This is a genomic window from Candidatus Arcticimaribacter forsetii, assembly GCF_910589745.1.
GTDB classification, from domain to species: Bacteria; Bacteroidota; Bacteroidia; order Flavobacteriales; family Flavobacteriaceae; genus Arcticimaribacter; species Arcticimaribacter forsetii.
Window position 1 is genome coordinate 1,887,297 of record NZ_OU342399.1, and the last position, 26,820, is coordinate 1,914,116.

Sequence of the window (26,820 nt, forward strand, 5' to 3'; positions counted from 1 at the left end):
ATTGCTATAGTTTATTTAGTATAAAGTTAGTCATCTTATTGTAAAGGTGTAATCGGGTATTTCCCCCATAGATCCCGTGATTTTTATCCGGATAAATCATCAATTCGAATGGTTTATTCACCTGAACTAATGCCTCAGCCATTCGCATCGTATTCTGTAGGTGTACGTTATCATCTCCCGACCCATGAACTAACAAATAATCACCTTTAAGTAATTCTGGATAATTGAATGGAGAATTAAGATCATATCCATCTGGATTTTCTTGAGGCGTTCTCATAAAACGTTCCGTATATATTGTATCGTAAAACCTCCAACTTGTAACTGGAGCAACTGCAATTGCTAAAGAAAACACATCATTACCTTTTAAGAGACAGTTCGTAGACATATGTCCACCATAGCTCCATCCCCATATTCCAATGCGATCTTCATCAATAAAAGTATTTTGACCTAATTTTCTAGCTGCTTCAATTTGGTCAAGTGTTTCAAAATAAACCAATTGTTTGTAGGTTACTTTTTTAAAATCCGCACCTTTAAAACCAGTTCCTCGGCCGTCTACACAAGCAACAATATACCCTTCTTGCGCTAAACTTTGATGCCAGTAATCATTAAGACTATTCCAACTATTAGCTACCTGTTGCGATCCTGGACCAGAATATTGAAACATTAAAAGCGGGTATTTTTTATTTGGATCAAAATTTTTAGGTTTAATCATCCACATATTCAGATCATTCCCGTTTACTTGGATGGTTGAAAATTCTTTTTCAGAAATAATATAATCCGCAAGCTTTATTTTTAATGCTGCATTATCTTCAATTGGACGAATTATTTTCCCTGTTTTCGTTGCTCTTAAATTATACTGAGTTGGTGTATTACTATCTTCGAATGTATGAATGTAGTAGGTGTAATCTGCACTAAAAGCAACACCATTGGTTCCGTTTTCTGGGCTTAAAGCTCTTTTTCTTGAACCATTAAGTTTAATCGAATAAACAGCACGCTCGGTACTACCTGGTTCAACAGAAGCGTAATAAACTTCTTTAGTTTTTTCTTGATATCCAAAAAATCGGGTTACCTCCCAAGCTCCTTTTGTAATTTGTTTTTTAAGAGTTCCGTCAGCCTTGTAATGATAAATATGGTTGAAGCCATCGCGCTCGCTTGTCCAAAGAAAACTCTCGTCTTTCATAAATTTTAAATTATCATGAACGTCTACATAAGTATCTTCTTTTTCCTCTAAAAGAATATTTGCTTTTTGCTTTTCAATATTGTAACTCCAAAGTTTCAAATGATTTTGGTGTCTATTGATTGTTTGAACAATTAACTTACTCTTATTAGGACTGAATTTAATTCGAGGAATATAATAGGGTTTTTCATCGCCAAGTTTAATTTCCGATAGGTTTTTAGAACTCAAGTCGTATAAGTGTAAACTAACAATCGAGTTATTTTCACCAGCCTTAGGGTATTTAAAAGTATAAGGAAAAGGATATAAATCCTTACCAATAACATCCATAGAATAAGTAGGAACTAAAGTTTCATCAAACTGCATAAAAACTAGGGCTGTACCAGTTGCATTCCAATCAAATGCACGAACAAAACCAAACTCTTCCTCATAAACCCAATCTGTTAAACCATTGATGATATGTTCGCTTCCATCTGTAGTTATTTGGTCTATAGTATCTGTTTCAAGATCTTTAATAAAAACATTTCTATTATAAACAAAAGCAACTTTAGATCCATCAGGAGAAAACTTGGGCTCTTGGATTTTAAATCCAAAAAGTAAGTTTGATTTTTTTGTAGCACGATCATATACATAATATTTAGCGCGTTTTGACCTTCTATAAATGGGCTCTGTTTCTGTTTCTAACAAAAGTTTACTTTCATCCTCAGAAAAGCTGTAGGATGTAAAAAAAGGAATTAAAACTCCTGCTGATGAACTTACAATTTCTTCAGCAATTGCTGCTGTTGCATAATCATAAGCTACAACTTTAGAGGTTCTTGCTCTTCGATTTACCTCTAAAACGGTGTATTGACTTGCAGAAGTTAAAGGATGTAGTTCTTGGAGTCTTTCTGCTGAAAATTCAAAATTCCAAATATCGTTATTTGTTATTTTTTTTGACTGTCCAAAAAGAGCAACTGGAGCTATAAAGAAAAGTATTACTTTAAGTAATTTCATTAGGAAATTGGTTTAATTTTTTACGATACCCAAAGTAGTAAATTTGGACTGTACTGTAAAGTAAACTTATAAAAGATTCTTTCTCGAAAACAGTATCTTTGTATTTATAAACTAATTTTATGTCAAAGAATATTTCTGGTTTTTCAAAGAAATCAAAAGAAGAAAAGATAGAATGGTTGATTGCCACTTACTTTGAAGGTAATTTACAGGCTAAAGAAACACTTACTTCTTATTGGAATACGGATCAAAAACTTCAACAACTTCATGACGAGTTTATAGAAAACACGGTGTCTAATTTTTATTTACCTCTTGGTGTTGCTCCAAATTTTATAATAAATAATAAAAACTATACCCTCCCGATGGTTATAGAAGAAAGCTCTGTTGTTGCAGCAGCAGCAAAAGCCGCAAAATATTGGAGCACTCGCGGTGGCTTTAAAACCACCATTCTTGGACAAGAGAAAATTGGACAAGTACACTTTATATTCAAAGGAGAAACTAAAAAACTAAATTCCTTTATTGATGAAATTAAACCCATGTTTTTTGAAGACACTAAAGGAATAACAAAAAACATGAGCGCTCGTGGCGGAGGAATCACATCAATTTCCTTAGTCGATAAAACCTCAGAAATAAAAGGTTATTATCAACTTCATGCCTGCTTCAACACAATAGACTCCATGGGGGCTAATTTCATAAATTCTTGTTTAGAACAATTTTCTAAAACCTTAGTTCGTGAAGCTGGTTTAAATGAAGATTTAAAAAAAGAAGAGCCCATAGAAATCATCATGAGTATTCTTTCTAACTATGTGCCAAACTGTTTAGTAAAAGCTGAGGTTCGTTGTCCTATAGAAGCCTTAGAATCAGAAGATGGTTTGACAAAGTCACAATTTGCAGAGAAATTTGTTCGCGCTGTTGAAATAGCAAGAATAGAGCCTCACAGAGCGGTTACTCATAATAAAGGAATAATGAACGGTATTGATGCAGTTGTTTTAGCAACTGGTAACGACTTTAGAGCAGTTGAAGCTGGTATACATGCATATGCATGTAAATCCGGACAATACAGAAGCTTAAGTCAAGCTTCAATCAAAGGAGAAGAGCTTTGCTTTTCATTAGAAATACCCTTAGCAATAGGAACCGTTGGAGGGTTAACCAATCTACATCCTTTAGTTAAATGGTCCATGCAGCTTTTGGGATCACCAAACGCAATGCAACTTATGGAAATAATTGCTGTTGCAGGATTAGCTCAAAACTTTGGCGCCCTAAGATCTTTAGTTACTTCAGGGATTCAGAAAGGTCATATGAAAATGCATTTACTAAATATCTTAAATCAGCTAAATGCTTCTTCTCTAGAAAAAGAGGCTGCATTAAATTATTTCAAAACTACAGCGGTTAGTTACAGTGCTGTCAATGATTTTTTAAAAAATAAAAATGCTTAAATTTTATAGCCCAGGAAAATTATTAATTAGTGCAGAGTATTTTGTCCTTAATGGTGCAAAAGCATTTGCTCTTCCTACGAGAAAAGGACAGCACATGAGCGTAACAACAAATAAAGAATCTTTTATTTCTTGGAAAAGTTACACCCATGAAAACACTCTTTGGATGGATGTTAAACTTGATATTAAAAACTTTAGCTGTATAGAAAATAACAGTACTGCACCTGGTTTAATCAAAAAATTGCAAGAAATATTATTAAGTATACGAACTATAAATCCTAATTTTTGTTCCTCAGGATCCGATGTTGTTACTACCCTTGAATTCGACAGATCTTGGGGACTGGGATCCTCCTCTACTTTGATAAATAATTTAAGTCAATGGGCAGATATTAATCCTTATGAAATTTTATCGATTACATTTGGTGGAAGTGGATATGATATTGCTGTAGCCAAGGAAAATTCTGCTTTATTATACACCAAGAATGACTATTCTCCTCAAATTGATCATTTAAATTTCAATCCCGATTTCAGAAATGAACTCTACTTCATTCATTTAAATCAAAAACAAGACAGTCAAAAAGAGGTTGCTGCATATAACAAGAAAAAAGCCCCTTCAAAAGAACAAATAAACCAAATAAGTCAGATCAGTTTGGCACTAACTGAAAGCAAAACGCTAGAAGATTTTAATAACTTAATAGCTTTACATGAAGATCTTGTGGGTTCGGTATTAAATCAAATTCCTATTAAACGTCGTTTATTTAGTGACTTTGAAGGTCAAATAAAGAGTCTTGGAGCTTGGGGTGGTGACTTTATCCTTGCTAGTGGAGCTTCTTCACCAGGATATTTTAAATCCAAGGGTTATGAAGTTATCCTGAGTTACGATGAAATGATTTTTTCAAAAGAATAAATAAAAAAGCCTCTTTAAAAGAGGCTTTTTTTATGAACTTAAATTCTTTTATTTAGTAATATAAAGAACGATTGTCTGTAATTGAGGCAGAAGATTCTAAAGCATCTAGAACCAAGGCTGCAACTTTTTCACGTTCTAACTCAGATAAACGTTTTGCATAAATAGAATAATCTTCCTGATCCTCAGCTACATTTTTAGCTGTAAGTTGAATCATATAAACCCCGTTATTTCCTGTAATTAATCCTGAGCTTTGATTTACATCCAAAGCAAAAGCAGCTCCAATAACATAAGGCTCACTTCCAGAACCAACTAGAACTGGACTTTTTTGATTAACAACTAAAGCAGAAGCAACCTCAACACTATTAGCTGCGGCTAACTCTTCTAATGATTTTGAAGCTTTATTTGCTTTAATAATCATTTCTGCTTTCTTTTCATTTCTTAAAATCTGGGTTACTTCAGCACGTACTTCATCAACTGAAGCTAATCCTTTTTCTTTAGCTTGTGTGAGCTTTACAACAGCGTAACCGCCATAGGAAAGATCAAAACGCTTAACATCTCCTATTTCGGTTTCAGAATCGAATGCCCATTTAACAATAGATCTTTGACTCGGAAGACCTGGAAGATTCTCATCCAAAATATTAATCTGATTCACAGATCTAAGGGTGTAGTTCGATGTTTCTGCTAAAGCATTAAAGTTTTCATTTGCAGATTCCATTTCAAATTTTGTTGCTGCTTGAAAAACACCATCTGTTGTTTTTTCTGATGGTAGAATCTTTTGAGTCACATTAGCCAATAAATACAAGTCTTGCTTATCTGTTACTTTAACAATATGGAAGCCATATTCTGTTTCTATTAAACCGACAGAACCAATTCTAGCTTTGTTAGCATAATCATAAAATTCTTTTGTGATTCCTCCCTCTTGGAAGAAACCTAAATCTCCACCACTAGTTTTTGAAGGACCATCAGAATGTTTTATAGCTAATATCTCTACTTGCGATGGTTTTCTTTTACATTGTCTTAGGTAGTCTTTGGCAATTTTTCTTGCCTCAGCTTTAGTTCTTGTTACTTCTGGGCTAGCCCCAACAGCGTCTTTATAAGCTACAACAATATGACTAGCTCTTATGTTCCCTTTAACTTTACGGTCAAGTAGGCGAGTGATTTTATAAGAGTCTATATCGATATAAGGGCCAAATACCTCATCTACATTTAAGTTTGCAATGATATCTGCATATTCAATAGGTAAATTTCTTTTCGAAACATATAATGAGTCAAAACCTTCCTCCGAATATTTATCCACAAAATCCTGAACATCTGTCGTTGTTTTTAGTCCTTGTAGAGTATCGGTAAGCTTTGAAACGTCATTATACTCTACACGGTCATTAATTAGAGTCTCAAGATTGTTTCTGATTATATTCTTATCCTCGTTTGTCGGAGTATCAAGAAAAGCTACGAAATCAATTCCTCTACTTGCTTCAGTTTCATAGGAAGCAGAATTGTCTTTTATGTAAGATTTTATTTCAGCATCTGTAACAGAAACTAAACTGTCATTGATACTTGAAAAAGGAATTTGAACGAAGTTTAAATTAACATTATCGTTCTCTAAATGATATAAAATCTCAGCCTCTTTATCAGTAATACTTGTGCTAGATTTAATTAAATCAAAATAAATTGATTCTCTAGCTGATGATATAATTGCTGCTTCTTGAGATTTCCATTGTTCGTATGCTTGAGGATTTTGGTCTCTCATCTGTAAAATGAAATCTGCAAATAAACCAAAATCAAAAAATCCAGCTTCGTTTGTAAAACGTGGATCTGAAACAATAGATTCAGTGGATGAAACAACTTGTTCAATTTGTTCTTTACCAGCATCAATACCTAAAGTATTTAATTCTGCTTCAAAAAGAGTGCTTTTTACGTATTGATTCCAAACAACATTTACAGCCTGGATTGTTGAATATCCATATTGACGTTCTGTTTGATCTACAAGAAATCTAAAGTTTTCAATTTTAATTTCCTCGTCATTAACAATTCCGATAGGATCTGTTGGTCCTGTTTCTCCAGCTCCTGTTCCAAAAACTCCAGAAATAACAAAAGCAAATAATGCAAGTCCTATGATTAGAATCAGAAAGAACGACTTTTGGCGGATTTTACCTAATATGGCCATCTTGTGGGTATTTAAATTTTTATTAGTTGCGAAAATACAATTTCCTTAGCAATAATAAAAGGGAATAAAACTATATAATACAGATTCCTATTGAGTTGATAAATGGTACATTAGGAATCTTTTATGGTAATTAAGATTCGCTCAATTTTAGTGGATGAAACTTCCAGTATTTTAAACTCATACCCTTCAATAGAAAAAGTGCAATCTTGATCAGGTATTTCTTCTGTGAAATGAACAATTAATCCACCTAATGTCTCGTAAAACTCTTCCTCTGGAAGAGATAAACCGTATGTGGTATTTAAATAATCAACCTCGAGGCGAGCAGAAAATTCAAATTGGTTTTCACTAATTTTTAATTCAAAATGATCAACTACGTCATGCTCATCCTCAATTTCTCCAAATAATTCTTCAACAATATCTTCAACTGTTATAATTCCAGATGTACCTCCATACTCATCTAAAACAACTGCTAAACTTTTTCGTTTTCGAGTTAGTTTATTTAGAACATCGTTAATTGGTAGCGGTTCATGAACAAACTCAACGGGTAATAAAATACTACGTATTGTTTTAGGTTTTTTCAACAATTCAAAAGCATGGACATAACCAAGAATATCGTCTGCTGAATCTTGGTAAACAGGTATTTTAGAGAGACCTGTGTTCATGAATAGCTCTTTTAATTCTTTTATACTCTTATCAATATCAATGGTTACCAATTCCGCTCTAGGAACCATTACTTCTCGTGCTTTCAAGTCTGAAAACTCAAGTGCATTTTGAAAAATTTGAATTTCAGAGTCCAATTGCTCTTTATCCGATACAGATTCGACTTGTTTTTCTATGTAATCCCCTAATTCGCCTTTCGAGAATGATATTTCTGAAACTTCTGCAGAGGTTTTAAAGAAAAAATGAAGCAAGCCATCTGTTATTTTGATAATAAAAAAAGTTATGGGAACAAACAGATAATAAAAAAAAGCTGCTGGAATTATAAAAAACTTAATGAGCTTATTGGCATAGAGCTGGAAAAATACTTTCGGAAGAAATTCTGCAGTTAAGAGTATAATGACTGTAGATATTAAAGTCTGATAGAATAAAATATTGATAGGAAGATTTGAAGCATCTACTTCTGGAAAAAGACTTGTTATAATTCGATTTCCTATGAAAATCCCGTAAACAACTAACGAAATATTGTTCCCCACCAACATAGTAGCAATAAATTTGGAGGGTGTTTCTGTGATTAAAGTGAGAAGTTTTGCGACAATATTACCTTGATTTTTTTCAATTTCTAGAAAAATCCTATCGGAAGAAATAAACGCTATTTCTAACCCAGAAAAAAAAGCTGAGAGAATTAGACAAACAATAATTACGATGTCTGTTACAATCATCTAGGGTTTTCTATTGTTAAATTTCTTTCTGTAGTTCCTGCGGAATAAAACCATAAATACAGAAAGAGCTGCAAAACCTAGAAACAAATATGATTTTTCTCGATCAATGTCCCACAAAGTAATTACCTCAAAAAGAGATACTGTAGCAACAACGATATACATTAATTCAGATATTTTATAAAACTTCATTTAAGTGTATTTTTATTTTTCAACAGGTTCTTGCTTAACAGCGACTGTTCCTGTTAGCTTCCCAGTTTGAAATTTAGTAAATTCTTTATTGGTATCCAATCGGTTTGCTAAGACATTGTACTCTGGACCTACAAATCTAAACTCACGTTCTGTAAAAATCCAATCGTTGTTTGCGTCCCAAAATAACTGTTCTGTATTTAAGACTGAACCATCACTAGAAGTCAAACTAACATTACCAACAAGATCAATTATTTTAGTAGAATTGTAAAGAGTACCGAAATCGGCAAGAACAATATTTTCATTATTGAATTCATCTAAAAAAGTAACTTTAAGACCCTCTGGAAACTCTGAATAAGGCAATGATAAATTAGAATAATCTAGGTAAAGAGGCGCTTCCAAAATAGCTTTTACCTTAGTAGAATCAGTATAAACCATTCTTATTTCATATCCCTTACCTGCAGGATCTGCTTTCCCTAAATTATTAATTGCCGGCTTTTCTGCAGAGAAGTCACAAGAACAAAAAAGGGCTGTCGCAAAAACGACAACCCTTAATTTATATTTTAAAACAATACGTTTCATTTATAAGTTAGGAACCTTAACACTACCTTTAAACCAGCAAGAAAACTCTATTACTGTTCCAGCATTCCCTTCTGTAAAAATATCTGTTTTACTAGGCGCACGTCCTTCGTGACTTAAAGCATTTTGTTCTGCTGTCTTTTTTAAAGAGGCATCTACACGTCCTGCTTTTCTAGCAGTTTCAGCTGCTAACCAATATATTGCTCTTTTCTCGAATTGAGTGGTACCACAAGAATTTGCTGAACTAGCATATAACCTCGATATCAATAGGTAAGCACTTCCTAAAGATGGCTGAAATTTAAGTGCTTTGTTAGCATAACTTCTTGCTTTAGACTTTCTTCCTCTAGCTTCAAATTCTTTTGCAATTTTTAGTAAAATCTTAGCCTTCTTGTAAGGATCTGTTTGCAAGGTTATGGATTCTTCGTAATATCTTAAAGCCTCACTGCTGTTTCCTCTCTTATCGTTTAATATTCCTAAATAGTAAGCAGAATTTGCAGATGGATCAATTGTATGCAAAGCTTCAACAATAGTAACAAACAAAGGATCGTCTGAACATTCTTTATTTTTCATTCGAGAAGCAGCACGGTTTAACCATACAGAATTGTTTTTGTTTTCCTCAAAATTTCTTTGATAAAGGGGTATTAAATTCTCACAAGATGATTCAATTGAAATGATAGCATCTAAATTCTTGATGACTTTTGACAACTGAGTTAACTTTCTGTCGTAAATCTTTTTGTTTCTAAGATCTTTTTTAGACAGCGCTTTTCCAGCAGTTTCTTTATTTAGAATATTATCTAATTTCTTGGAGGTGATAGTCCCTTCTAATTCAAGTTTTTCAGAAACTTCTTCGTATTTGTCAAATAATTTTTCAGCAGTAATTCCAGAATTTCCTTTTTTATACAATTCATGCATTGATTCGAAATAAAGGTAGAGTCTCTGGAAATCTGAAAAACTTTTGATGTCAGTTGTAAAAGCTTCGTCAAAAATTGCAAAGATTTCTTCTGTAGTTCCGGTCTTTGTATCGAGTAATAATTTTGCTTTTTTAGAGAGGATATTTCCTTTTAGACTTTTCCCTTTTCTAAGCGGGAAATATTGTATCCATTGATCATAAAGCTTAACTAAATCTTGTATTTCAGCATTTTTGGTAGTCGCATCTGCTGCCTTTATTCTAGCCTTAAGTAATTTTTCTCCAGAAGTATAAATATTTATATTCAGAGATGGACATTCTTGTCGAACTGCAACCCACGGCTCATAGGCAACATCATAGTTTTTAATTTTTACAGATTCGTAAAAAATAGACAAGTTTTGAGCACAAGTTCCATTGTCCTGAGCACGAACAATACCTGCACTTAGAATAAAAGTTAAAATTAAGAAATTTGTTAAAGTTCTCATTTATTGTTGTATTTAGGTTAATTAAATTTTCTCTTTATGAACCAGATGTCATTCAATGACAATCCAATTATCAAATTGTAATAAGACTCTTGAATGAGTCCGTTATCTTGACTTCCGCGTTTCCCATATTCAAATCCAATATTTGCATTAGAATATCCTGCCAATGGTAAACTCACTCCAAAAGATATGCCAGTTTCTTTGAGCGGCAGATTATTAAACAAGATACCGGTATTTTCTGATCGGTATCCAGCACGATAAACAATTCTTTTCCAGTAGCTTGTAATCGAACTGTAATCTGGAAGATAAAAACCACCTATCGACAAGCGATTCCCATTAGCGTAGGTTATGTTATCCAGTGTTATAAAATCATTTACATATCCACCAGAGTTTCTATGGGTATATTGACCTCCAAAGAACCATTTTTTATCTTTAGTAATTCCAAGGCCAACGGAAATTTGATCTCCCATTGCTATTTTGGTTTCTTGTAAATTATTTAAAGACAAATCTACATTTTCTATATCTCCAATGTTAGATGTTGTAATGGAACGTGTAAAAAAAGTACTCTCGTTTGTCGAGGTCAATGTATTCTCTGGAACATAGAAAGACATTGCATCCAAACGGATTTTATTGGTCAGAGGAATTTTAAACTGTGCTGCAAAACGATAATTAAAACCAACTAATGATGATTTCTTGTTAAAGAAAGAACCAAAGTCGACATTTTGCTCCTGTCTTGAATACTCATTTGATATTCTACCAAAGTTATAATTTGCACTCACTCCAAGATTTAGGTAATCTGTAACTTTAAAACCAATCGTAAAAAATGTTTGGTTTAGCCCACCAGAACCTTCGTTTTGGCTTATTACATTGTTAATATCATCACCTTGTGTAATTGATTGCAACCTGTAACCTACAGAAGTAGCAGGGAGTATACCAAAACCAAAACTAAAGTGTTTTGTAGGAATGGCAACAAGAAAATAGTCTAAAGACCCTGAAGCAATTGTTTCTTCTGTTGCGCTGGAAGCGAGTTTGGTGCTTTTATAGTTAATCCCCACACCGTAGGTAACCAACTTTAAATCTCCAAAACTAGCAGGATTATTCAGGTTTGCATGAAGTGAATCTGAATAAATATCAAGACCTCCCATATGTCTATTAATCGCGTTTCCTTTAAAAGCTAATTCACCTAAACCCCCTATAGAGTATGGAGATGAAGTATTGCTTTGGGCAAAAATTAAAGGCGATACTGCGAGGAATATTATTAGGTATAAGTATTTCAAATTTATTTTTTGTTGAATTGTAATATATAATCCAAACCTTTAACCAAAAAATTCGGATGGGCAAATATGGGGTTTTTTAATCGTTTAGACAACTGCAAGCAGTCTCCTCCTGTTAAAATTATTGTTAAATTCTCATTTTTTTGTCTAAAAAATTCAATTTGACCTTCAATTTCATGTAAAATACCATTAAAAACACCTGCCTGAATGGATGTTTTTGTATCGTCTCCAATAACATCAGTAAAAGTTTCATTTTCAACAAGAGGTAGTTTCCCCGTAAAAGTATTTAAGCTTTTATAACGCATAGTATAACCTGGGGATATCATACCTCCCACGTAAGTTTGATCTTCTTTTATTAGATCATAGGTAATACAACTTCCCAAATCGATTACTAAAACATTAGAATTAGGATACTCCTTAACTGCTGCTGCAATTAATCCTATTCGATCTGCACCTAAAGTTTCAGGTGTTTTGTATGAATTTATGAAAGGAAGCTTCCAGGTACTATCTAAAATAAAAATATTTTTAGGGTCAAAAATTGTGTTTAAAAAACTCCAATCTAAGCCTTGGACATCACAAATTAATATTGAACTAATTTTTTCGAACTCTTCATAAATTCTTTTAAAAGTCTGAATATTAGGCTCAATATGTTTTGTTAAAAGCATTTCACCTTTACTAAATAAAGCAAGTTTAACAGAGGTGTTTCCCGCATCGACAATCAAATTTATCATAGAAATTCGTTTCCGCTAAAATAAACAATAAGAAATTTAGATAAAATGTTTTGTAGAGAATTAAAAAGGACGTTATATTTGCACCCACTTGAAAGGTACCTTAGCTCAGTTGGTAGAGCAATGGACTGAAAATCCATGTGTCCCTGGTTCGATTCCTGGAGGTACCACTACCCAAAACCCGTAATCCCTTATAAACAAAGGGGTTTCGGGTTTTTTTACACCCTTAAACTACAAAAAGGTACTAATTAGGGTACTAAATTGAGGAATTTTTCGTATACTAGTATAGTAAAAAAGGTACGAAAAAATGGGACTTTATTACCGATTAGACCACAAGAAAACCACCCCCCAACTTCTTCATAGTAAGGATGTTAGGGTGGTTATAGACTACTACTATAATGGAAAAAGAACCAAGATTTCTACGAACGTTTCTTGTTTAGTTAAAGATTGGGATAAAAAATGGAGAGATAAAACCTCCAAAAACCCAATAAAAACAACAGATAAGAACCATAGGGTAAAGAACTTACTTATTAGAAATAAGTTAGATGAGATAAATGGTATTATACTCACCATCCAAAAACAAGATAAAGAACCCATAGTAGAACTCGTAAAGAGTTATTTACGAAAGGAAAGAAAGGAAAGAAAGGAAAAGAAAGACGATACACACAAAGAACTCCATTTTTTACCCCTCTTCACAGAATACGAAAAATGGATTAAAGGAGAGTATAACCCCCAAAGAGATAGTACCAAAAGAGGGGTTATGAGTAGTATTAAACAGATAATAGAATACACCACCCATTACCAAAATAAAAACAATACACTCCTTTTTCCTGATGAGATAGATAGGGATTGGGTATATGGATATATCAAGTGGAGCTATGATACAAAAGGATTAAAACCCTCTACAATAAACAAAAGAATAAAAGTACTCTCCAACTTTTCCTCTTGGAGTAAAGAAAAATACAATACCTCCTTCCAAATAAGAAAACCCCAAAATGTTTATTTAGGAAATGACGAAAACCTTGATATAGTTTTTCTTAAACGTGATGAGGTTATTAAACTCCACAAATACGATAAGTTTTGTTTTACCAATACAGAACACGAAAAGATACTCACTAAAGAAAAAAGGTTGAGTTATATTTTAGATAAGTGGAAAAGAAAAGATGGAAAAGAAAAAGAGGTTAAATACACCACTTTTGAGGTATATAAAGATATGTTGTTATTCCTCTCCAACGTAGGTTGTAGATGGGGAGATATGATTAAAATGAAAGTGAGTGATATAGTTTATGATGATAAAACAGACCCTGTTTTAGGATATAAAAGGGGTATGATTACCTTTTATATGGAAAAAATAAGACAACAAAGGGAACCCGTTAAAGTACCAAGAAATAGGTTAGTTTATGAGATATGGAGGAAATACTCCAACGGAAAACACGGACAACACTACCTTTTCCCGAGAACCGAATTAGGAAATAGTATATCCAACAATAAGTTTAATAAGTATATAAAAGACGTTTGCAGAATAGTAGGGTTAAACAGAGAGATAAACCAACGTGATTGGGATTTGGTAGGTACAATAGAAAAAACCGAAAGATTACCCCTGTGGAGTTTAGTTTCTTCCCATATTGGTAGAAGAACGTTTGTACGGGAACAAATAGAAAGAGGAGTGCCAACTCGTATAATACAAAGTATGACGGGACACAAAAGTAGAAAGGTATTTGATATGTATTATGAGGTACTTGATAAAGAAAAAACCCTCGTAAATGATGACTTGTTTTTAGATTATGAGGAAATCAATACACCCCCAAAAACCTCCACAAATAAACCTCCACAAAAAACCCCTTCCCCCTTTTCCAAAGAACAAAAAGATAAAATAGAAAAACTTAAATACTCCCTTGATGAAGGGTGGATTGACCAAAATAAGTTTGATGAACTCTTCCAAAAAATAGTAGTCGGTGATTAAAATACCCTCTCAGACTTAAGAAGATTTATGATTACTTGCATACCACAAATTTCTTCGCTACCTTCACCCTATGAAGGTTAAAGTTTCCTCTCTTACTCACCATCCAAAGAACAAAGAAATCTACACCCTATCCTATATAGAGGAACTGATGGAAAACATCTCAGAGGTTGGATTATTACAACCTCTAATTATTGATTCTCAATATTTTAATTTTATTTAATTGAGTGTAAGAGGAAATTTTTCATCACTGTCAGGATTATTTAAATAATTAATAATATAATCCTCATAGTTTTCTCTATCTTCCGGCTGAAAAAAACTCTATGACTTATCTGAATATAATTAAGAAGTCTTGCGACAAGATAATTATCCAAAATAATAATGAAGAGAAGTATCTAAATGAAAAGTCAGTTCAAATGAAACTTGCTATTGATATTTGGAAAGAAAAAAATATTGAACTTGAACTTGAAAAATGTTTTAACTATAAATCAATTGATAAAACCTACACCGATATTTTCATTAAAGACTATATTAAAATTGGTATTGAAATTAAATTTAAAACAAGAAAAGTTGAGGGTCATAAATATATAAATCAGGGAGCACAAACAAATGGAAAACTTAATTCTCTTATAGATATAAAAAGACTCCTGGATCTTAAGAAGAAAAAGGAGATAGACTCGGGATATTTTATATTTATATCTAATGACTACCTATATTGGAAAAAAAGTAGAATTGGGAAAACAAATTCTCATCAATATAGTTTTGAAAATGAAAAAAAATTAAAAACAAAATTTGAAGAACCAAATTGGTCATCAAGAACTTATTCTGATGAAATTGATTTAACAGAAATTAAGACTGAAAAAATATTATGGAATGGAAAAAATAATGGAGTAAATAAAAATTCTTTTAGATATTTTGTTGTTGAAGTTTAAATTTTTAATTACATAAATTAATTTTTCTTAAAGGAATCTATAAATTCAATATAATTTGAAACTAGAAGGGTTTCTAACTCTAATAACTTATTGTGAAATTTTTCTAAATAAAAATCATCCAAATTAGATTCATCCCAATCAAACTCCTCTTCAATATCTTCAATATCTTCATATTGGTTAATACCATATACAAATGATCCACTAGGATTATATGATTCTTCTTCAAAAGTTCCTTTTAAATAACAATCTGAATCAATTTTTTGAAGATCATCTCTCAAAAATGATATAAAATTTTTGGGTAACCACCAAGCTGATCTAATTACTATATTACAAAACTCTGGATTGTCATCATGATTATACTCTACATATAACCATTTAGGTCCAATATATTTTTCCCAAATTTTATTGTTTGGATAATCAACCTCTCTATTCCATCCATCTTTTTCATCAGAAAAACAATAATTTGTCCCTTCTATATTATTGATTATATCTAAAGATGTAGTTTCATAATTTCCCTTTTTACGATTAAATATTTCATTTAGACGTATAGGAACTTTTGGATTTTTTGATACCACAGTTAGAAAAGTTCTCATTTCGTTTGCCATGTGAAATCAAAATTTTAATCTTTAAACAAATTATTTGATTTCCTCATACATACCTTTTTCCTCACTCCATCTTACTATCATTTCCTCATCAGTCAAAATTGAAATCGATTTGTATTCCATAAAATCTTTTTCCCATTTATTCTGAAGATCCATAAGGATGTTCTCTAGTTTTTTGGATTCCTCATCAGTAAGTCTATCTTTAAAAATATGAAGATGATTTTTATCAGACATATCTCCAAAAACAGTCCATAAAAATGGAATAATTTTCTGAATATCAACTTGGAAACTAGATCTATCTCTAAATGAAACTTCTTTAAATTCATTCTCTTTCCAACTAATTATAAAATCATTTAATAATTGATTTGGATTTGGACCATCTGTTCTTGTAAATTTTTTGTTTTTTCTAAGTAATTCAAATTCACATAATACTACGATTTGAAAATCTGAGAAATTTTGGAAATACTCAAAATCACTTTTTTTTGGTGGATTATTATATTTTTTCATAATTTTTTTTGGGTTATCTTATCATAAACATATCTTCATCAACCAAAAATAATTGTAAATCTTTTATTTTAAGGGTTTCAGAATAATTTTTTATTGAGAATTCATATTTCATTTTATGTCCCCCAAAACCAAGATTTAAATCACTTATACAGAAAAATATTCCATTATTATCAATGTTACTTATTAAGATATGGTGATAGGTAAAAAAAGTTTTTTTCTTAGTTTGATCCGTTCTTTTTTTTTCCCAATAGATATCTGAAATTTTATATTTTCTTCTTTGGTGTTTTAACTCTTTACCTCTTTTTCTAAAATATCTTTCTTTTTCTCTTTCTGACACAGGTAACCACTCTAATTTTCCATGTAAATCAAAATTTGATTCAGAAAAAAACTCTGAAATAATAAATTTTAGTAAATTATGATAATTCATATTATACAATATATGTCTTTTTTTGAATTTATAGATCAATTAATTTATATAATCAAAAACCTAGGAATCTCCTTTTGGATTTCAGTAATCTTAGTTTCTCCTCTCTTTATGATTTTTGAAGAATTGGTGCAAAATATAATAACTAAAATTTTATATATAGTGGAGTGTATGGACAATCCATGCAAGTGTTTTCTGTTATTTGATAACCAGTTATATTAAGTGGGGGTTCATCATCAAATATATCGGTAAGATAGATAGTATACTCACCAACAGGAACTGGATTGTTAAACTCTTCATCAGTAAACCAACTAAGTACTGAGTAAACAGGAATTGTAAAACTCAAATTGTTAATCCAAACCCAATAATTTGAATCAAAAATGGTTTCTACTAAAGGAACTCCATTAATAACATACTTCTCATGTAGTTCATCAAGTTTTCCTTTTACGGTGAAATACTTAAATCCTTGATAGGACACTCTCCAATAACCATTACTATCTAGATATGAACTATAAGGAACATCTACATAAAATACCGAATCACATTTTCCATCCTTACAAGGGTAAAAAATTGGTTCGTCTAATTTGGAACACCCGATTAAAGTGGATAAAAACAGAAGTATGTAGATATATTTCACATATTAAATTTACAAAAAATCATTTTTCAATTTTACCCTATCATTTTCCAAAGGGAAAAAAATTGACTCCGATATAAAAACCACCCCGATTAGGGCATAGGGGGAAGTACTTTCTCAGTTACGAGAAACTTCATCCTGTAAATACTGATACATTATTCAATTCAAAAGTTTTTAAGAGAGTCTATCAAATCTTCTCAACACTTCATTCTGATACACTTTGATTATTTAACCTCTTAACTTTAATATTCCCTTTCAGACTATTTTCCCACTCTAATAAATCCTTTTCTGTAATGTATTTTGAATGAGTAGAGACTTCAATCATTTTCAATCCTCTATTTCTTCTCCAATCTTCTATGGTTACTCTATCTACTCCATAGAGTTCCATTAAATCCTTTTTACTCAATCTTCTCTCCATATACTTTAATCTCCTCTTTTTCTAAAAGTTCTTTAAACTTCTTGCTATAGGTTTCTCTATCTCCACTTATTCTGTACTTCTCAATCTTATGGTAGAAGTTCTTAATCAATTCTGATTTCTTTTTTAGAATATCTACCATGTGTCTTGCTTGTTCATCTGTTATATTTCTTAACATATTATTTCCTTTCAGAGTATTTTAAAAAACAGTAATAACCTCGTACTCTAAATACTTAATCAGTTCGAGGTTGATACTCTTTATTATAAACTTTTATAATATTTAAAACTCATCTAATACTTCACAATTAGATATAGTGAGTCCATTAAGGGAAATTCCCTTTTAAAAAACTATTCCCATTTTTCAGTTGAATCTAACAGATACTCAAACAAGAATTCAACCTATCTGCATTTTAACGAGTTCAGACCTTTCTTATTTACCTCTCGGAACACTAATGACTGGTTTTACCTATCGGTGAGTGTTGGTCATTATCGGGCACTTCCCCCATGTGTCAGGTGTAGTATCTCGGTAGATTAAGTATTTCTTAAAGTAATCTACAACTCAGTAGAACAATTGGTTCTATATATAAGTATTAGAAACTTTAGAAAACGTAAAAAAATGTGAGAAAAAGGATGAAAATAACTTCTGCCAAATCTAACAGAGGTTGTTAGTACCCAGAGTTTAGTACCCAAAGGATTTTGATAGTACCCAAAAGGTACTTAAATTAGTACCCACGGGTACTATTTTTATTTATAACCTATTGTAAATCAGTATATAAAAATATGGTCTTGGTACTGGAGGTACCACCATCCCTAACTAATTGATATTAAATTAGTTAGGGTTTTTTATTTAGTAATATTTAGTACTCGAACTACTCACATAACTATTTGTTTTTCAATGTATTAATAATTTGAGTTGTTCTTTGACTCAAAAATTGAATAATGGATAGTTTATATAAAGAATTTTTATTTACTTTATAAAGTAAATTTATTTTAAAATTTGAATAATGAAACTATCTATTAAATCTATACTCGTACTAATATTTTCAGTAATTATCACAAGTTGTTCATCGGATGATGGTGGTGATGAAATGGTTACACCTACTCCTCAAGAAACTTTTGGTAATTGGTCACCTGATTTTACAAATCAGACTTCTAATTTTACTCAAACTAGAACAGGTTCTCAAGGAACTGAACAAACAAGAACAATTAATGTTACTTCCTCCTCAAATACAACCTCTTCTACAGAAGAAATTTTAGAGGAAGATATTAATGAAGATGGTGACTTATTTGAAGATATTGAAGTCATTACAATAACATATACAGGTTCTGAAAACCTTGGAAACCACCAGATTATCTCACATGAGGTTTTAGTAGATAATGATATGGAATTAAAAGTCGGGAATGATACTTGGTCCTTATCTAATGGACATATTATGGATTATGGTAATGATTTCGTGTGTTCTGGTGAAGAAAGATATCATAATCTAGATCTTGTTTTGTACAGTGAAGGAAAGAGTCCTGACACTGATGGATATACTTCAGGAGATGGTGTTGAAATCTCTCTCTTTTTATATCCCTCTGAATCAGAAATTGTTCCAGGTAATTATATGAATTACTTAGAATTTTGGAATTCAAACTCAACTATTTTAAATTCTACATTCGATAGTTACAACGAATTAATAGAATTTTTAGGGGATTTAGATGATGAATCAGAAGAAGGTTTTGAACAAAAATTTTGTGAAATTTCTGAAACAAGTTTTTTAAGTTATGTTGAATGGGGGGAGTATGAAAATAACGGTAACACCACGAGTGATGGAGATGAATTGGATATTTCAAACTCCAATTTAAGTATTGAAATATCCGATAGTAATGTTTACACAATAAAATTTGAAGGATGTTTTACTAAAACTAATTTACCTTTAAGTTTCTATTACAAGGGATATCTAGGATATTACGATAAAACATATACCGAATCTGGGAATGGTGATAAATCCTCGTCAAAACCAAAAAATACAAATTTGTTTTTTAATAAATAGTTAGTTGTTCTTTATAAAATTCTATTGTTCTTATTAAGAACAACTTAGAGTACAAATATGTTCTTTTTAAGAACAACATGTTTTTGTAACTAATTGTTTGTCAATAATATATGTGTATCGTTCGATTCCTGGAGGTACCACTTTTAAACCCTTTAAATCATTGATTTAGAGGGTTTTGTCTTTTCATACACCTCCTTGTGTAAAGTTTTGTGTAAAGTTATACGGTTCTTTTTTGTATCTTTGGTACTCATTGTGTAAAGTATGACAATAAATCTTGTACCATTATTTAGAAAGAAAAAGGAACTTTATCTACCTGAAGATGAGGTTACTATTCTTGTAAGATTATTTAGGAGAACATCCCGCTCCTTTCCCTGAAGAAATAATCACTCTACCTATTCTTCAAACTTCAAAAGAGTTTGAATTGGTATTAGATCCTTTTATGGGGAGTGGAACTACAGGTAGAGTTTGTGATAAGTTAGGAAGAAGTTTTGTGGGGTATGATTTGAACTCATTTTAAAATAATATAAGTTGAATCCTTAAAAACTTTTTCTCCTATAATTTCAAAAAATTTTGACCCATCTTCTTTTTGAGTTATTGAATGAGTATAAGTCATTTTAATTTTCATTGTATCTCCAACCATTTCTTGAATAGGAGAAATTACAGTATTAACAATTCCAGTTTTTTCATCAGTATATGAACTCTTGTTGATCGTGGGGACTATGATATCACTCCAGTTAAGAAGGGGAGGTAGATTAACGTATACTAATTCTCCAGTAAATAAATTAAGGTAGGTTTTTGTAATGTTTGCAACAGTTTCTCCTTCAAATAACCACCAATATAGATTAGACTCCCAATTAACCATTTTAGGTTGAGTACCACTCCACGAATCTTCAATAGGTTTTCCGTTTCTTAAAAGAACTCCTGTAATTCGTTGAATGGTTTGATTTTTTGATCTATCTAAATTTAATTCATAATATCCATCAATGTTTTTAGACAACTGAAATCTTGGATCATCGTTTAAACCGTCAATAAAATGAATTTGGATACCTTGACCATCGTCTGTAATAATACTTTCATTCTCACAAGAAAACAAAAAAAGAATTGACAAAACTCCTAACCAAAAAAATAAATTCTCTTCTGCTCCACAATATTTCAAATTTAATTTGATCAAAATGGGAATTTGTTTGTTGAATAATTAATACCCAGCATCTTTTAATCTTTTTATAACATCTTTTCCACATTCTTCACAACTTCCTTTTCTAACTGATTCAAGTCTTACAAATGATGGATATTCAGTACCTAATCAAATTTTATATTTGATCTTACATTCTTTAAAATTAAACAGGGTCATATCCACCTCGAGATCCATGTCTACACCTGAAGATTCTTTTAAGTCCTAATTTTGTTCCATTATATAATCCGTATTTAACAAGACTTTGAATAAAATATTCTGAACAAGTAGGGTTAAAAATACAACTACTATAAGGTTTGAAAGGAGAAATATTCTTTTGATAGAAACGTATAAATTTTATTAATACTGATTTCAACTACCTGCCTCTCAATGCAACAACAATTAACCACAATCCTCCTGTTAAGAATATTAAAACCCAGTCTAAACAAGTAATTCTACTCAAGAAATTTCCATCTGATGATGATGATGATGATGATGATGATGATGATGATGATGATGATGATGAACCACCAGCTACATTAAAAACGTTCCCTCCTGATGATTTTTTAGCTTCTTCAGCAGCTCTTAAGGCAACATCTAAAATTTCACCACAATGTTTACACTTTTTAGCTTCTTTCTTAACTTCTTCTTGACAATAAGGACAAATTTGCATTTTAATTTAATTTAGTGTTAATACAAAATGAATATAGTATTTTAATTGAAATTAAAAAAAAAATGTTAATAGATTTATGTAATTTATTAGTTAAATTTAGTTGCATCGTATTAATAGTACTTTACAACATATGAAAACAGTAAATTGAAGAATCTGAACTCAAAAAACTAAAAGTACTCTTTGATAAAGAGTTGATACCCGAAAAGTAAACTTGAAGATTAATATTAAGTATTTAAATAAAAATAAAAATTTATGATTAAACACAAACCTAATAACCTTTGGGAAGAAATAAGACCTTTATTTAACTATGTTGGAAAATATCACAAAAATAAATTAGATAAAGTCGATCTTGAATACGAAAGAGGACTCAAATCAAAAGTCTCAGAAAACGGTCTAATTTATGTTTTAATTGTTGATGATTATATAAAGTATATTGGAGAGTCCAAAAGATACAGTAGACCTCTTAATTACCACAAAAACAATGTAATGAAAGATGTTAGAGAAGGAATTAAAAAAGAAGTTTTATACAACAATAAAGAGGTCAAAGTCTATATATATGAACCTTCAAAACAAAAAACATTCATTTTAAAAGAGAATGATGATAAATTTGAATTTAATGATATAAATCTTTATAAATCAATTGAATCGTACTGGATAAAACTAAATAATGAACAAGAAAATAAAGGTCATTGGAATAATAAGATGTATTAATTATTTAATAAAATTTGAATATGGAATTTATAGATATAAAAGAGTTACCATTTTTAATATCAGTCGATTTACTCTATCCTGATAATTCATCAAAAAGAGTCCCAGGGGATTATGGTGTAATGAATTATGATCAAGCAAACAAACTTGTAAGTAAGATGAAGGATGGTTCAAGATTACCAAACAATGAAGAATTAAAATTAATACATAAATATCGAGAGAAAATACCTAATCTTAGCATAGGGGATTCTTATTGGTCTTCCGAAAACTCAACAGAACCTGACTTCATTTACGGAAAAAAAGGAACTGCTTATTCAATGACCTTGTCTAGTGGTATCTTTTTAAAGGGTGGTCGAGGTGCGAGGAATAAATGTCTTGTGAAATTAGTTAAGGATAAATCTTAATCAAATCGAACTGATTTAAATATAATTAAAGGTCCATTTTTTTATTTACAACTACTATCATATTCAACATTTTTAATAATGATAAATATTCTTTGAATTATAAAAAAAATATTATGAAATTTCGACTTATTATGAGTGGAACTTGTTTTGATGGATCTGCACATATACTTTCAAATGATGAAGTTTTAAAAATCAACAACTTCAAAACAAAAAACGACTATTCTTCACTAGAAGAGATGTATTCCGAATTGTCTACAATACTTGGAGAAGAAAACTATATTGCTGATTTACTTACCAACTATTGGATAAATAAAACTTCAATTAGTAATTCTAGTCTCAATTTTATCCTTTTAGATGGAAATGATAATCTTATCTGGAGGTCACAAGAAATTCTTAATTTAATTGATACTCCTTGGGATGAAAAAGTTCCTGATGAAATATATGAACATATAGATACTCCAGTATTAGAATCATATATTCCATCAGGTAATCCAGAATGTGATGCTTATCCTTGCGATAAAAGACCTAATATTCTTTTTTACTATCAAGAATTAAAAGGCACCCTAATTAGTTATTCAATAGAATCTGACACAGAACCTAAACCAGAAGAATTTTCTCACACATGTATTACACTGGAAACACCTAATGAAGAAATAGAATTAGTGAATAATGTACTTTATAAAACTCAAATACTTCAAAGAGAATACGAATATGAAGATTTTAGAGGAAAAAATTTAACTGTTAAATTGTTTACTTTGAAAGATGTTTAAAAACTCTTTATAATCTAATAGATATAAAAACCACTCCGATACCCATTTTAGGGAAAAAGTATTTTCTCAGTTACAAGAAACCTCATCTTTGAAATACTGATACATTATTCAATTCAAAAGTTTTTAAGAGAGTCTATCAAAACTTCTTATTCCTTCATTCTGATACACTTTGATTAATTAACCTCTTAACTGCAGAATAAATGACGGACATCCCTTTGTTCCAACGATTGTAACTATAAGCAGCCACATTCTTTACAACGAAAGTTTCCTCATTTTCAATAAACTTTCTAAGTTCAGAGTGAGAATAAGTTTCTTCAACGTTGAATTTAGAATCAAACAGTTTTACTATTTCAAAATATTTTTCATCCATAATATGTTTATAAAATTTAATGTGGTTATGAGATAATCTATGATTAAAATCTGAAATAAAAGTCGATTTTATTCACGAAACCTTTAATAATAATGAAATAAATTCCTACCTAATCATTATCATTCTCTTATCTAATAATTCGTATTTACATTTTGAATAATCCGATAAATTCAAATAATCAATTATTTTAAATTTATATCTAAATGTTTGTCCCATTCTTTCAACTTTATGATCATTCATAATGTAAAATACACCATCTTTTTCAATTTCACTGATAACAATTTGGTGGTGTGATGAAACGTTATCATCTTGGGTTTTTCCTTCCCAAAAAACCTGTTTAATTTTATATCTACTTTTTTGAGGTTTTAATTCCTTCCCAAACTTTTTAAAATGTCTTTCTTTCTGTTTTTCCGTTGTAGGGTACCATTCTAAACTCCCTTTTAAAGTAAAAATATGGTTTGGGAAAAATTGAATAATTAATTCTTCAAGTAATTCATCTAATTTAATTTTCATATAAAACCCTGTATTTTAAAAGAAACTTTTCTCCCCATAATTATTTAGTTTTTTCTAAAAAATGTTCAAATATCATAACCATTGCCATGGTGTCTAATTCACAATACTTCAATAATGACTTTCTAATACTCTCTTTTAAATTTTGATCTAAATCACCAAATTGAAGATATGCGTACGCTGTCATAGCGGCACCACCATCATTAATTGTACTAAATGATAAATTTTCTCCGTTTAGATAACCTACATAATCATCATTTATATTTGAGAAAACTGGAGGTAAACTTTTATAGGGATCCAATTCCTTATCATTTAACCATGAATGATTAGAAAAGTTTTTAGATGGAATTTGATTTGTACCATAAATTGGTTTCGAATACTTAGTTTTTAGAAATGAAGAATCATTGATCACCGATGGTAAAATATATTTTATACTGTTTGAACCTTTAGAATATGGAGAATAATAAAGAGAAACAATTAATTTATACAAATCAACCATATTGTTCTTTGTAGGTTTCCACTCTCCTCTATTACCTCTTGTAGGTTGAGAAATCTCTTTAATAAAATCAATTAATTCATTTCTATCTGGAACCTCAATAGAAGACTCATTAATTAATTGAGTGTAAATTTTATTGAGTATGGTATTTTCATGATTATGATACCTAAATATCGTTCCTTTCAAATTTGGAGAAAACTCATTCTTTAATGATCTAATAAAACTATAATTAGGGAACTCTGGATTGGTGTTTAAATATTCTCCTTTATGTTCAATTTTATCATCATCATAAAGGTGGTAGGAATATTGAAAAGCAACTGATTCATAAGGTGATCTATTTTTATGAAATGGTATAGCCACTCCACTAGTTTCAAAATCAATAAAATGATATGGTTTTTCTAATCCTTGTATAACATCACTCAAATATTCATGATAGTAAGGAGTATTATCCCTCTCTTTATCTTTTTTTATCTGAATGTATTGTCTGAATGAAGTCGACATTCCATTTTCATCCTCAACTTCATTATCAATATATTCTTCTTCGTTGACTTGATCGATTAAAAAATTCCCTTTATCAGTCTCTTTTTTTGTAGCTCTCCAAATCCTTTCAACCAAGTTAGATTCTTCATCGAGATTGTAACCAGAATTTTTAAAACATTCGTGAAATCCACTTTTCAATCCAAAAAAGGAATCATTTCTGTATTGACACTTGAAACAATCATGATCTATTTTTTTCCAATCTCTAATCTTCTGTTTGTATAATTTTGAAAGATACTCAATATGATTTTCAAAACTATTTTTTCCTATTTTCTCCTTCTCAATGAAATCACAGACTTGATCTACATTGATGACTTTTAAGGGTAATTTTCCAAGCTCAGTAATATTTAAGTCACCGCTTACCTCAACAGATTTTCTTCCATTTTTATTACTGATTTTAAAATACTGATTTAAACCGTCAATAGAAGTTTTCGAAAGTTTATCTGCCAAAACAAGGTGAGTATTTATTTTCATTGAAGGAAATAGATTCCGAACAACATATCTTTGAAAGGCTATATCATAAAGATAAAACTTCCAATTAGGATCAATTTTCCTTTTACCCTCATTTTCTCCTCTTTTATACTCTTTTATAAATACCTTAAATTCTTGGTCATCCACACTTTCATACCCCCAAGACTTTGATTTTACCTCGTAAATATCGATTTCATTACCCTTCTTTTGGAGAAGATCAACCCTAACAAAAAGATTATTGAATAAAAAAGCAGGTTCAGCAATTGAAACTTCTTCATTTTCTAATTTGTGATTAGTCAACTTGACAGATTCAACATAATCTAGACTTTCAACAGTTATGTCATCGATATATGGATTATCAGAAATTAAAAATTTTGCTAATTCACCTACTTGATATCCACCTTCAGCTAATGATTCAAGAAATGAATCCTCAAGTTGATTATTTTGATAATCTGAATTCTTGGAATAATAGAGTTTTGTTGGACATTCTAATCCTTCCTTAAATCTTGATTTTGTTAAGTATCTTTTATCCAATATTTAAATATTTTAATACACTTTTCCAATTGGGATATTCTTCACTCCCAAAATGAATCCATTTACCTTGGAATTCAGAAGCACCATTAAATCTTCTATCATCAATTAAATAGTCTCCTATCATTAAATGTTTATGATGACACAGTATTAATCTTTTTCTAATTAATTTTTCTTCAAAATACTTAACTACCCACAATCTTTTATGTGTCCAAGCATCAGGATTATCCCACGGAGCGGTAGATAAAAAATAAACATCAAAATCTGGATGATTTAGAAGTTTATTGACTGATTCAATTGAATCTTCCACAGGATCTAAATTTTCATAAACTCCAGGTAATTTGTCTGGTCTCCCTATGTAGGGAGTGATGTTCCCAAGAGGGTGTTCTTTTTTTCCTCTATCAAAATCTGCAACTACACCATCAAGATCAACATAAATTATTTTCATAAATATAAATTATTAGTT

30 protein-coding genes, 1 tRNA gene and 1 pseudogene are annotated in these 26,820 nt (G+C 30.7%); 11 read left to right on the forward strand and 21 right to left on the reverse strand.

Annotated features, from left to right (window positions below; all coding sequences use genetic code 11):
- Window positions 1-4: 4 nt before the first annotated feature.
- Window positions 5-2,167, reverse strand: coding sequence for a S9 family peptidase (locus tag NG655_RS08665; RefSeq protein ID WP_252158916.1), 2,163 nt, complete (start codon window positions 2,165-2,167; stop codon window positions 5-7).
- A gap of 119 nt (window positions 2,168-2,286) precedes the next feature.
- Between NG655_RS08665 and NG655_RS08670 the strand changes: the two genes are divergently transcribed.
- Both NG655_RS08670 and NG655_RS08675 read left to right on the forward strand, forming a co-directional pair.
- Window positions 2,287-3,600 carry a hydroxymethylglutaryl-CoA reductase, degradative gene (locus NG655_RS08670; RefSeq protein WP_252158917.1) on the forward strand — a complete coding sequence of 438 codons (1,314 nt, stop codon included), beginning with the start codon at window positions 2,287-2,289 and terminating at the stop codon, window positions 3,598-3,600.
- A complete protein-coding gene (locus NG655_RS08675) occupies window positions 3,593-4,504 on the forward strand; it encodes a GYDIA family GHMP kinase (RefSeq protein ID WP_252158918.1) in 912 nt (303 codons plus the stop codon). Before NG655_RS08670 ends, NG655_RS08675 begins: the two co-directional genes overlap by 8 nt.
- A 52-nt stretch (window positions 4,505-4,556) precedes the next feature.
- Here the strand turns inward: NG655_RS08675 and NG655_RS08680 are convergent, their stop codons facing one another.
- From NG655_RS08680 to NG655_RS08710, 7 genes are all read right to left on the reverse strand, one after another.
- Complete coding sequence (locus NG655_RS08680; protein ID WP_252158919.1) at window positions 4,557-6,668, reverse strand: peptidylprolyl isomerase; 2,112 nt, start codon at window positions 6,666-6,668, stop codon at window positions 4,557-4,559.
- Between the two features lie 110 nt (window positions 6,669-6,778).
- Window positions 6,779-8,047: a hemolysin family protein gene (locus NG655_RS08685; protein WP_252158920.1), complete on the reverse strand. Its 1,269-nt coding sequence runs from the start codon at window positions 8,045-8,047 to the stop codon at window positions 6,779-6,781.
- Window positions 8,048-8,236 (reverse strand): hypothetical protein, encoded by a 189-nt coding sequence (locus tag NG655_RS08690; protein ID WP_252158921.1) that lies wholly within the window; start codon window positions 8,234-8,236, stop codon window positions 8,048-8,050.
- A gap of 12 nt (window positions 8,237-8,248) precedes the next feature.
- Window positions 8,249-8,815, reverse strand: coding sequence for an LPS export ABC transporter periplasmic protein LptC (lptC, locus tag NG655_RS08695; RefSeq protein ID WP_252158922.1), 567 nt, complete (start codon window positions 8,813-8,815; stop codon window positions 8,249-8,251).
- Entirely contained in the window at window positions 8,816-10,204 is a 1,389-nt protein-coding gene (locus tag NG655_RS08700) for a hypothetical protein (protein ID WP_252158923.1), read from the reverse strand.
- A 17-nt stretch (window positions 10,205-10,221) separates the two neighbouring features.
- Window positions 10,222-11,478, reverse strand: coding sequence for a BamG family beta-barrel-assembly machinery protein (locus NG655_RS08705; RefSeq protein ID WP_252158924.1), 1,257 nt, complete (start codon window positions 11,476-11,478; stop codon window positions 10,222-10,224).
- Between the two features lie 2 nt (window positions 11,479-11,480).
- Window positions 11,481-12,206: a type III pantothenate kinase gene (locus NG655_RS08710; RefSeq protein WP_252158925.1), complete on the reverse strand. Its 726-nt coding sequence runs from the start codon at window positions 12,204-12,206 to the stop codon at window positions 11,481-11,483.
- A 94-nt stretch (window positions 12,207-12,300) separates the two neighbouring features.
- Here NG655_RS08710 and NG655_RS08715 point away from each other — a divergent pair.
- The 4 genes from NG655_RS08715 (at window position 12,301) to NG655_RS08730 (ending at window position 15,095) form a co-directional block, all read left to right on the forward strand.
- Window positions 12,301-12,373: transfer RNA gene (locus NG655_RS08715), tRNA-Phe, on the forward strand.
- A 137-nt stretch (window positions 12,374-12,510) separates the two neighbouring features.
- Window positions 12,511-14,166, forward strand: coding sequence for a tyrosine-type recombinase/integrase (locus tag NG655_RS08720; protein WP_252158926.1), 1,656 nt, complete (start codon window positions 12,511-12,513; stop codon window positions 14,164-14,166).
- Between the two features lie 70 nt (window positions 14,167-14,236).
- Window positions 14,237-14,386, forward strand: coding sequence for a ParB N-terminal domain-containing protein (locus NG655_RS08725; protein ID WP_252158927.1), 150 nt, complete (start codon window positions 14,237-14,239; stop codon window positions 14,384-14,386).
- Between the two features lie 100 nt (window positions 14,387-14,486).
- A complete protein-coding gene (locus tag NG655_RS08730) occupies window positions 14,487-15,095 on the forward strand; it encodes a hypothetical protein (protein WP_252158928.1) in 609 nt (202 codons plus the stop codon).
- Window positions 15,096-15,112: 17 nt separating this feature from the next.
- Here the strand turns inward: NG655_RS08730 and NG655_RS08735 are convergent, their stop codons facing one another.
- The 6 genes from NG655_RS08735 to NG655_RS08760 all read right to left on the reverse strand — a co-directional run bounded on the left by NG655_RS08735 (window position 15,113) and on the right by NG655_RS08760 (window position 17,855).
- Window positions 15,113-15,700 carry a hypothetical protein gene (locus NG655_RS08735; protein WP_252158929.1) on the reverse strand — a complete coding sequence of 196 codons (588 nt, stop codon included), beginning with the start codon at window positions 15,698-15,700 and terminating at the stop codon, window positions 15,113-15,115.
- A gap of 30 nt (window positions 15,701-15,730) precedes the next feature.
- Window positions 15,731-16,204 carry a hypothetical protein gene (locus NG655_RS08740; protein WP_252158930.1) on the reverse strand — a complete coding sequence of 158 codons (474 nt, stop codon included), beginning with the start codon at window positions 16,202-16,204 and terminating at the stop codon, window positions 15,731-15,733.
- Window positions 16,205-16,217: 13 nt separating this feature from the next.
- The gene (locus NG655_RS08745) at window positions 16,218-16,631 is read right to left on the reverse strand and encodes a hypothetical protein (RefSeq protein ID WP_252158931.1); all 414 of its coding nucleotides are present in this window, start codon (window positions 16,629-16,631) and stop codon (window positions 16,218-16,220) included.
- A 142-nt stretch (window positions 16,632-16,773) separates the two neighbouring features.
- Window positions 16,774-17,265: a hypothetical protein gene (locus tag NG655_RS08750; RefSeq protein WP_252158932.1), complete on the reverse strand. Its 492-nt coding sequence runs from the start codon at window positions 17,263-17,265 to the stop codon at window positions 16,774-16,776.
- Between the two features lie 202 nt (window positions 17,266-17,467).
- Window positions 17,468-17,680 (reverse strand): helix-turn-helix domain-containing protein, encoded by a 213-nt coding sequence (locus NG655_RS08755; protein WP_252158933.1) that lies wholly within the window; start codon window positions 17,678-17,680, stop codon window positions 17,468-17,470.
- On the reverse strand, window positions 17,661-17,855 hold the full coding sequence (locus NG655_RS08760; protein WP_252158934.1) for a hypothetical protein: 195 nt from the start codon (window positions 17,853-17,855) through the stop codon (window positions 17,661-17,663). The genes NG655_RS08755 and NG655_RS08760 overlap by 20 nt, the downstream gene beginning before the upstream one ends.
- 826 nt (window positions 17,856-18,681) lie before the next feature.
- Here NG655_RS08760 and NG655_RS08765 point away from each other — a divergent pair.
- Window positions 18,682-19,713 carry a hypothetical protein gene (locus NG655_RS08765; RefSeq protein WP_252158935.1) on the forward strand — a complete coding sequence of 344 codons (1,032 nt, stop codon included), beginning with the start codon at window positions 18,682-18,684 and terminating at the stop codon, window positions 19,711-19,713.
- 364 nt (window positions 19,714-20,077) lie between these two features.
- Window positions 20,078-20,230 (forward strand): annotated as a pseudogene (locus NG655_RS09500) (DNA methyltransferase); the annotation flags it as partial.
- Here the strand turns inward: NG655_RS09500 and NG655_RS08770 are convergent.
- The 3 genes from NG655_RS08770 to NG655_RS08780 all read right to left on the reverse strand — a co-directional run bounded on the left by NG655_RS08770 (window position 20,222) and on the right by NG655_RS08780 (window position 21,557).
- Window positions 20,222-20,884 carry a hypothetical protein gene (locus NG655_RS08770; protein WP_252158936.1) on the reverse strand — a complete coding sequence of 221 codons (663 nt, stop codon included), beginning with the start codon at window positions 20,882-20,884 and terminating at the stop codon, window positions 20,222-20,224. The pseudogene NG655_RS09500 and the gene NG655_RS08770 sit on opposite strands and share 9 nt — an antisense overlap.
- Before the next feature lie 166 nt (window positions 20,885-21,050).
- Window positions 21,051-21,260 carry a membrane protein insertion efficiency factor YidD gene (gene yidD / locus NG655_RS08775; protein ID WP_336511178.1) on the reverse strand — a complete coding sequence of 70 codons (210 nt, stop codon included), beginning with the start codon at window positions 21,258-21,260 and terminating at the stop codon, window positions 21,051-21,053.
- Entirely contained in the window at window positions 21,261-21,557 is a 297-nt protein-coding gene (locus NG655_RS08780; protein ID WP_252158937.1) for a hypothetical protein, read from the reverse strand.
- A gap of 252 nt (window positions 21,558-21,809) precedes the next feature.
- Here NG655_RS08780 and NG655_RS08785 point away from each other — a divergent pair, with 252 nt between their 5' ends.
- The 3 genes from NG655_RS08785 (at window position 21,810) to NG655_RS08795 (ending at window position 23,439) form a co-directional block, all read left to right on the forward strand.
- A complete protein-coding gene (locus NG655_RS08785) occupies window positions 21,810-22,268 on the forward strand; it encodes a GIY-YIG nuclease family protein (protein WP_252158938.1) in 459 nt (152 codons plus the stop codon).
- A 20-nt stretch (window positions 22,269-22,288) separates the two neighbouring features.
- Window positions 22,289-22,669, forward strand: coding sequence for a hypothetical protein (locus NG655_RS08790; RefSeq protein ID WP_252158939.1), 381 nt, complete (start codon window positions 22,289-22,291; stop codon window positions 22,667-22,669).
- A gap of 113 nt (window positions 22,670-22,782) precedes the next feature.
- The gene (locus NG655_RS08795; RefSeq protein WP_252158940.1) at window positions 22,783-23,439 is read left to right on the forward strand and encodes a hypothetical protein; all 657 of its coding nucleotides are present in this window, start codon (window positions 22,783-22,785) and stop codon (window positions 23,437-23,439) included.
- Between the two features lie 154 nt (window positions 23,440-23,593).
- Here NG655_RS08795 and NG655_RS08800 read toward each other — a convergent pair whose 3' ends face one another.
- The 4 genes from NG655_RS08800 to NG655_RS08815 form a co-directional block, all read right to left on the reverse strand.
- Entirely contained in the window at window positions 23,594-23,809 is a 216-nt protein-coding gene (locus tag NG655_RS08800) for a hypothetical protein (protein ID WP_252158941.1), read from the reverse strand.
- Window positions 23,810-23,914: 105 nt separating this feature from the next.
- Entirely contained in the window at window positions 23,915-24,322 is a 408-nt protein-coding gene (locus NG655_RS08805) for a hypothetical protein (RefSeq protein WP_252158942.1), read from the reverse strand.
- 40 nt (window positions 24,323-24,362) lie between these two features.
- On the reverse strand, window positions 24,363-26,357 hold the full coding sequence (locus tag NG655_RS08810) for a DUF2779 domain-containing protein (RefSeq protein ID WP_252158943.1): 1,995 nt from the start codon (window positions 26,355-26,357) through the stop codon (window positions 24,363-24,365).
- On the reverse strand, window positions 26,350-26,802 hold the full coding sequence (locus NG655_RS08815; protein WP_252158944.1) for a 5' nucleotidase, NT5C type: 453 nt from the start codon (window positions 26,800-26,802) through the stop codon (window positions 26,350-26,352). Before NG655_RS08815 ends, NG655_RS08810 begins: the two co-directional genes overlap by 8 nt.
- Window positions 26,803-26,820 lie beyond the last annotated feature (18 nt).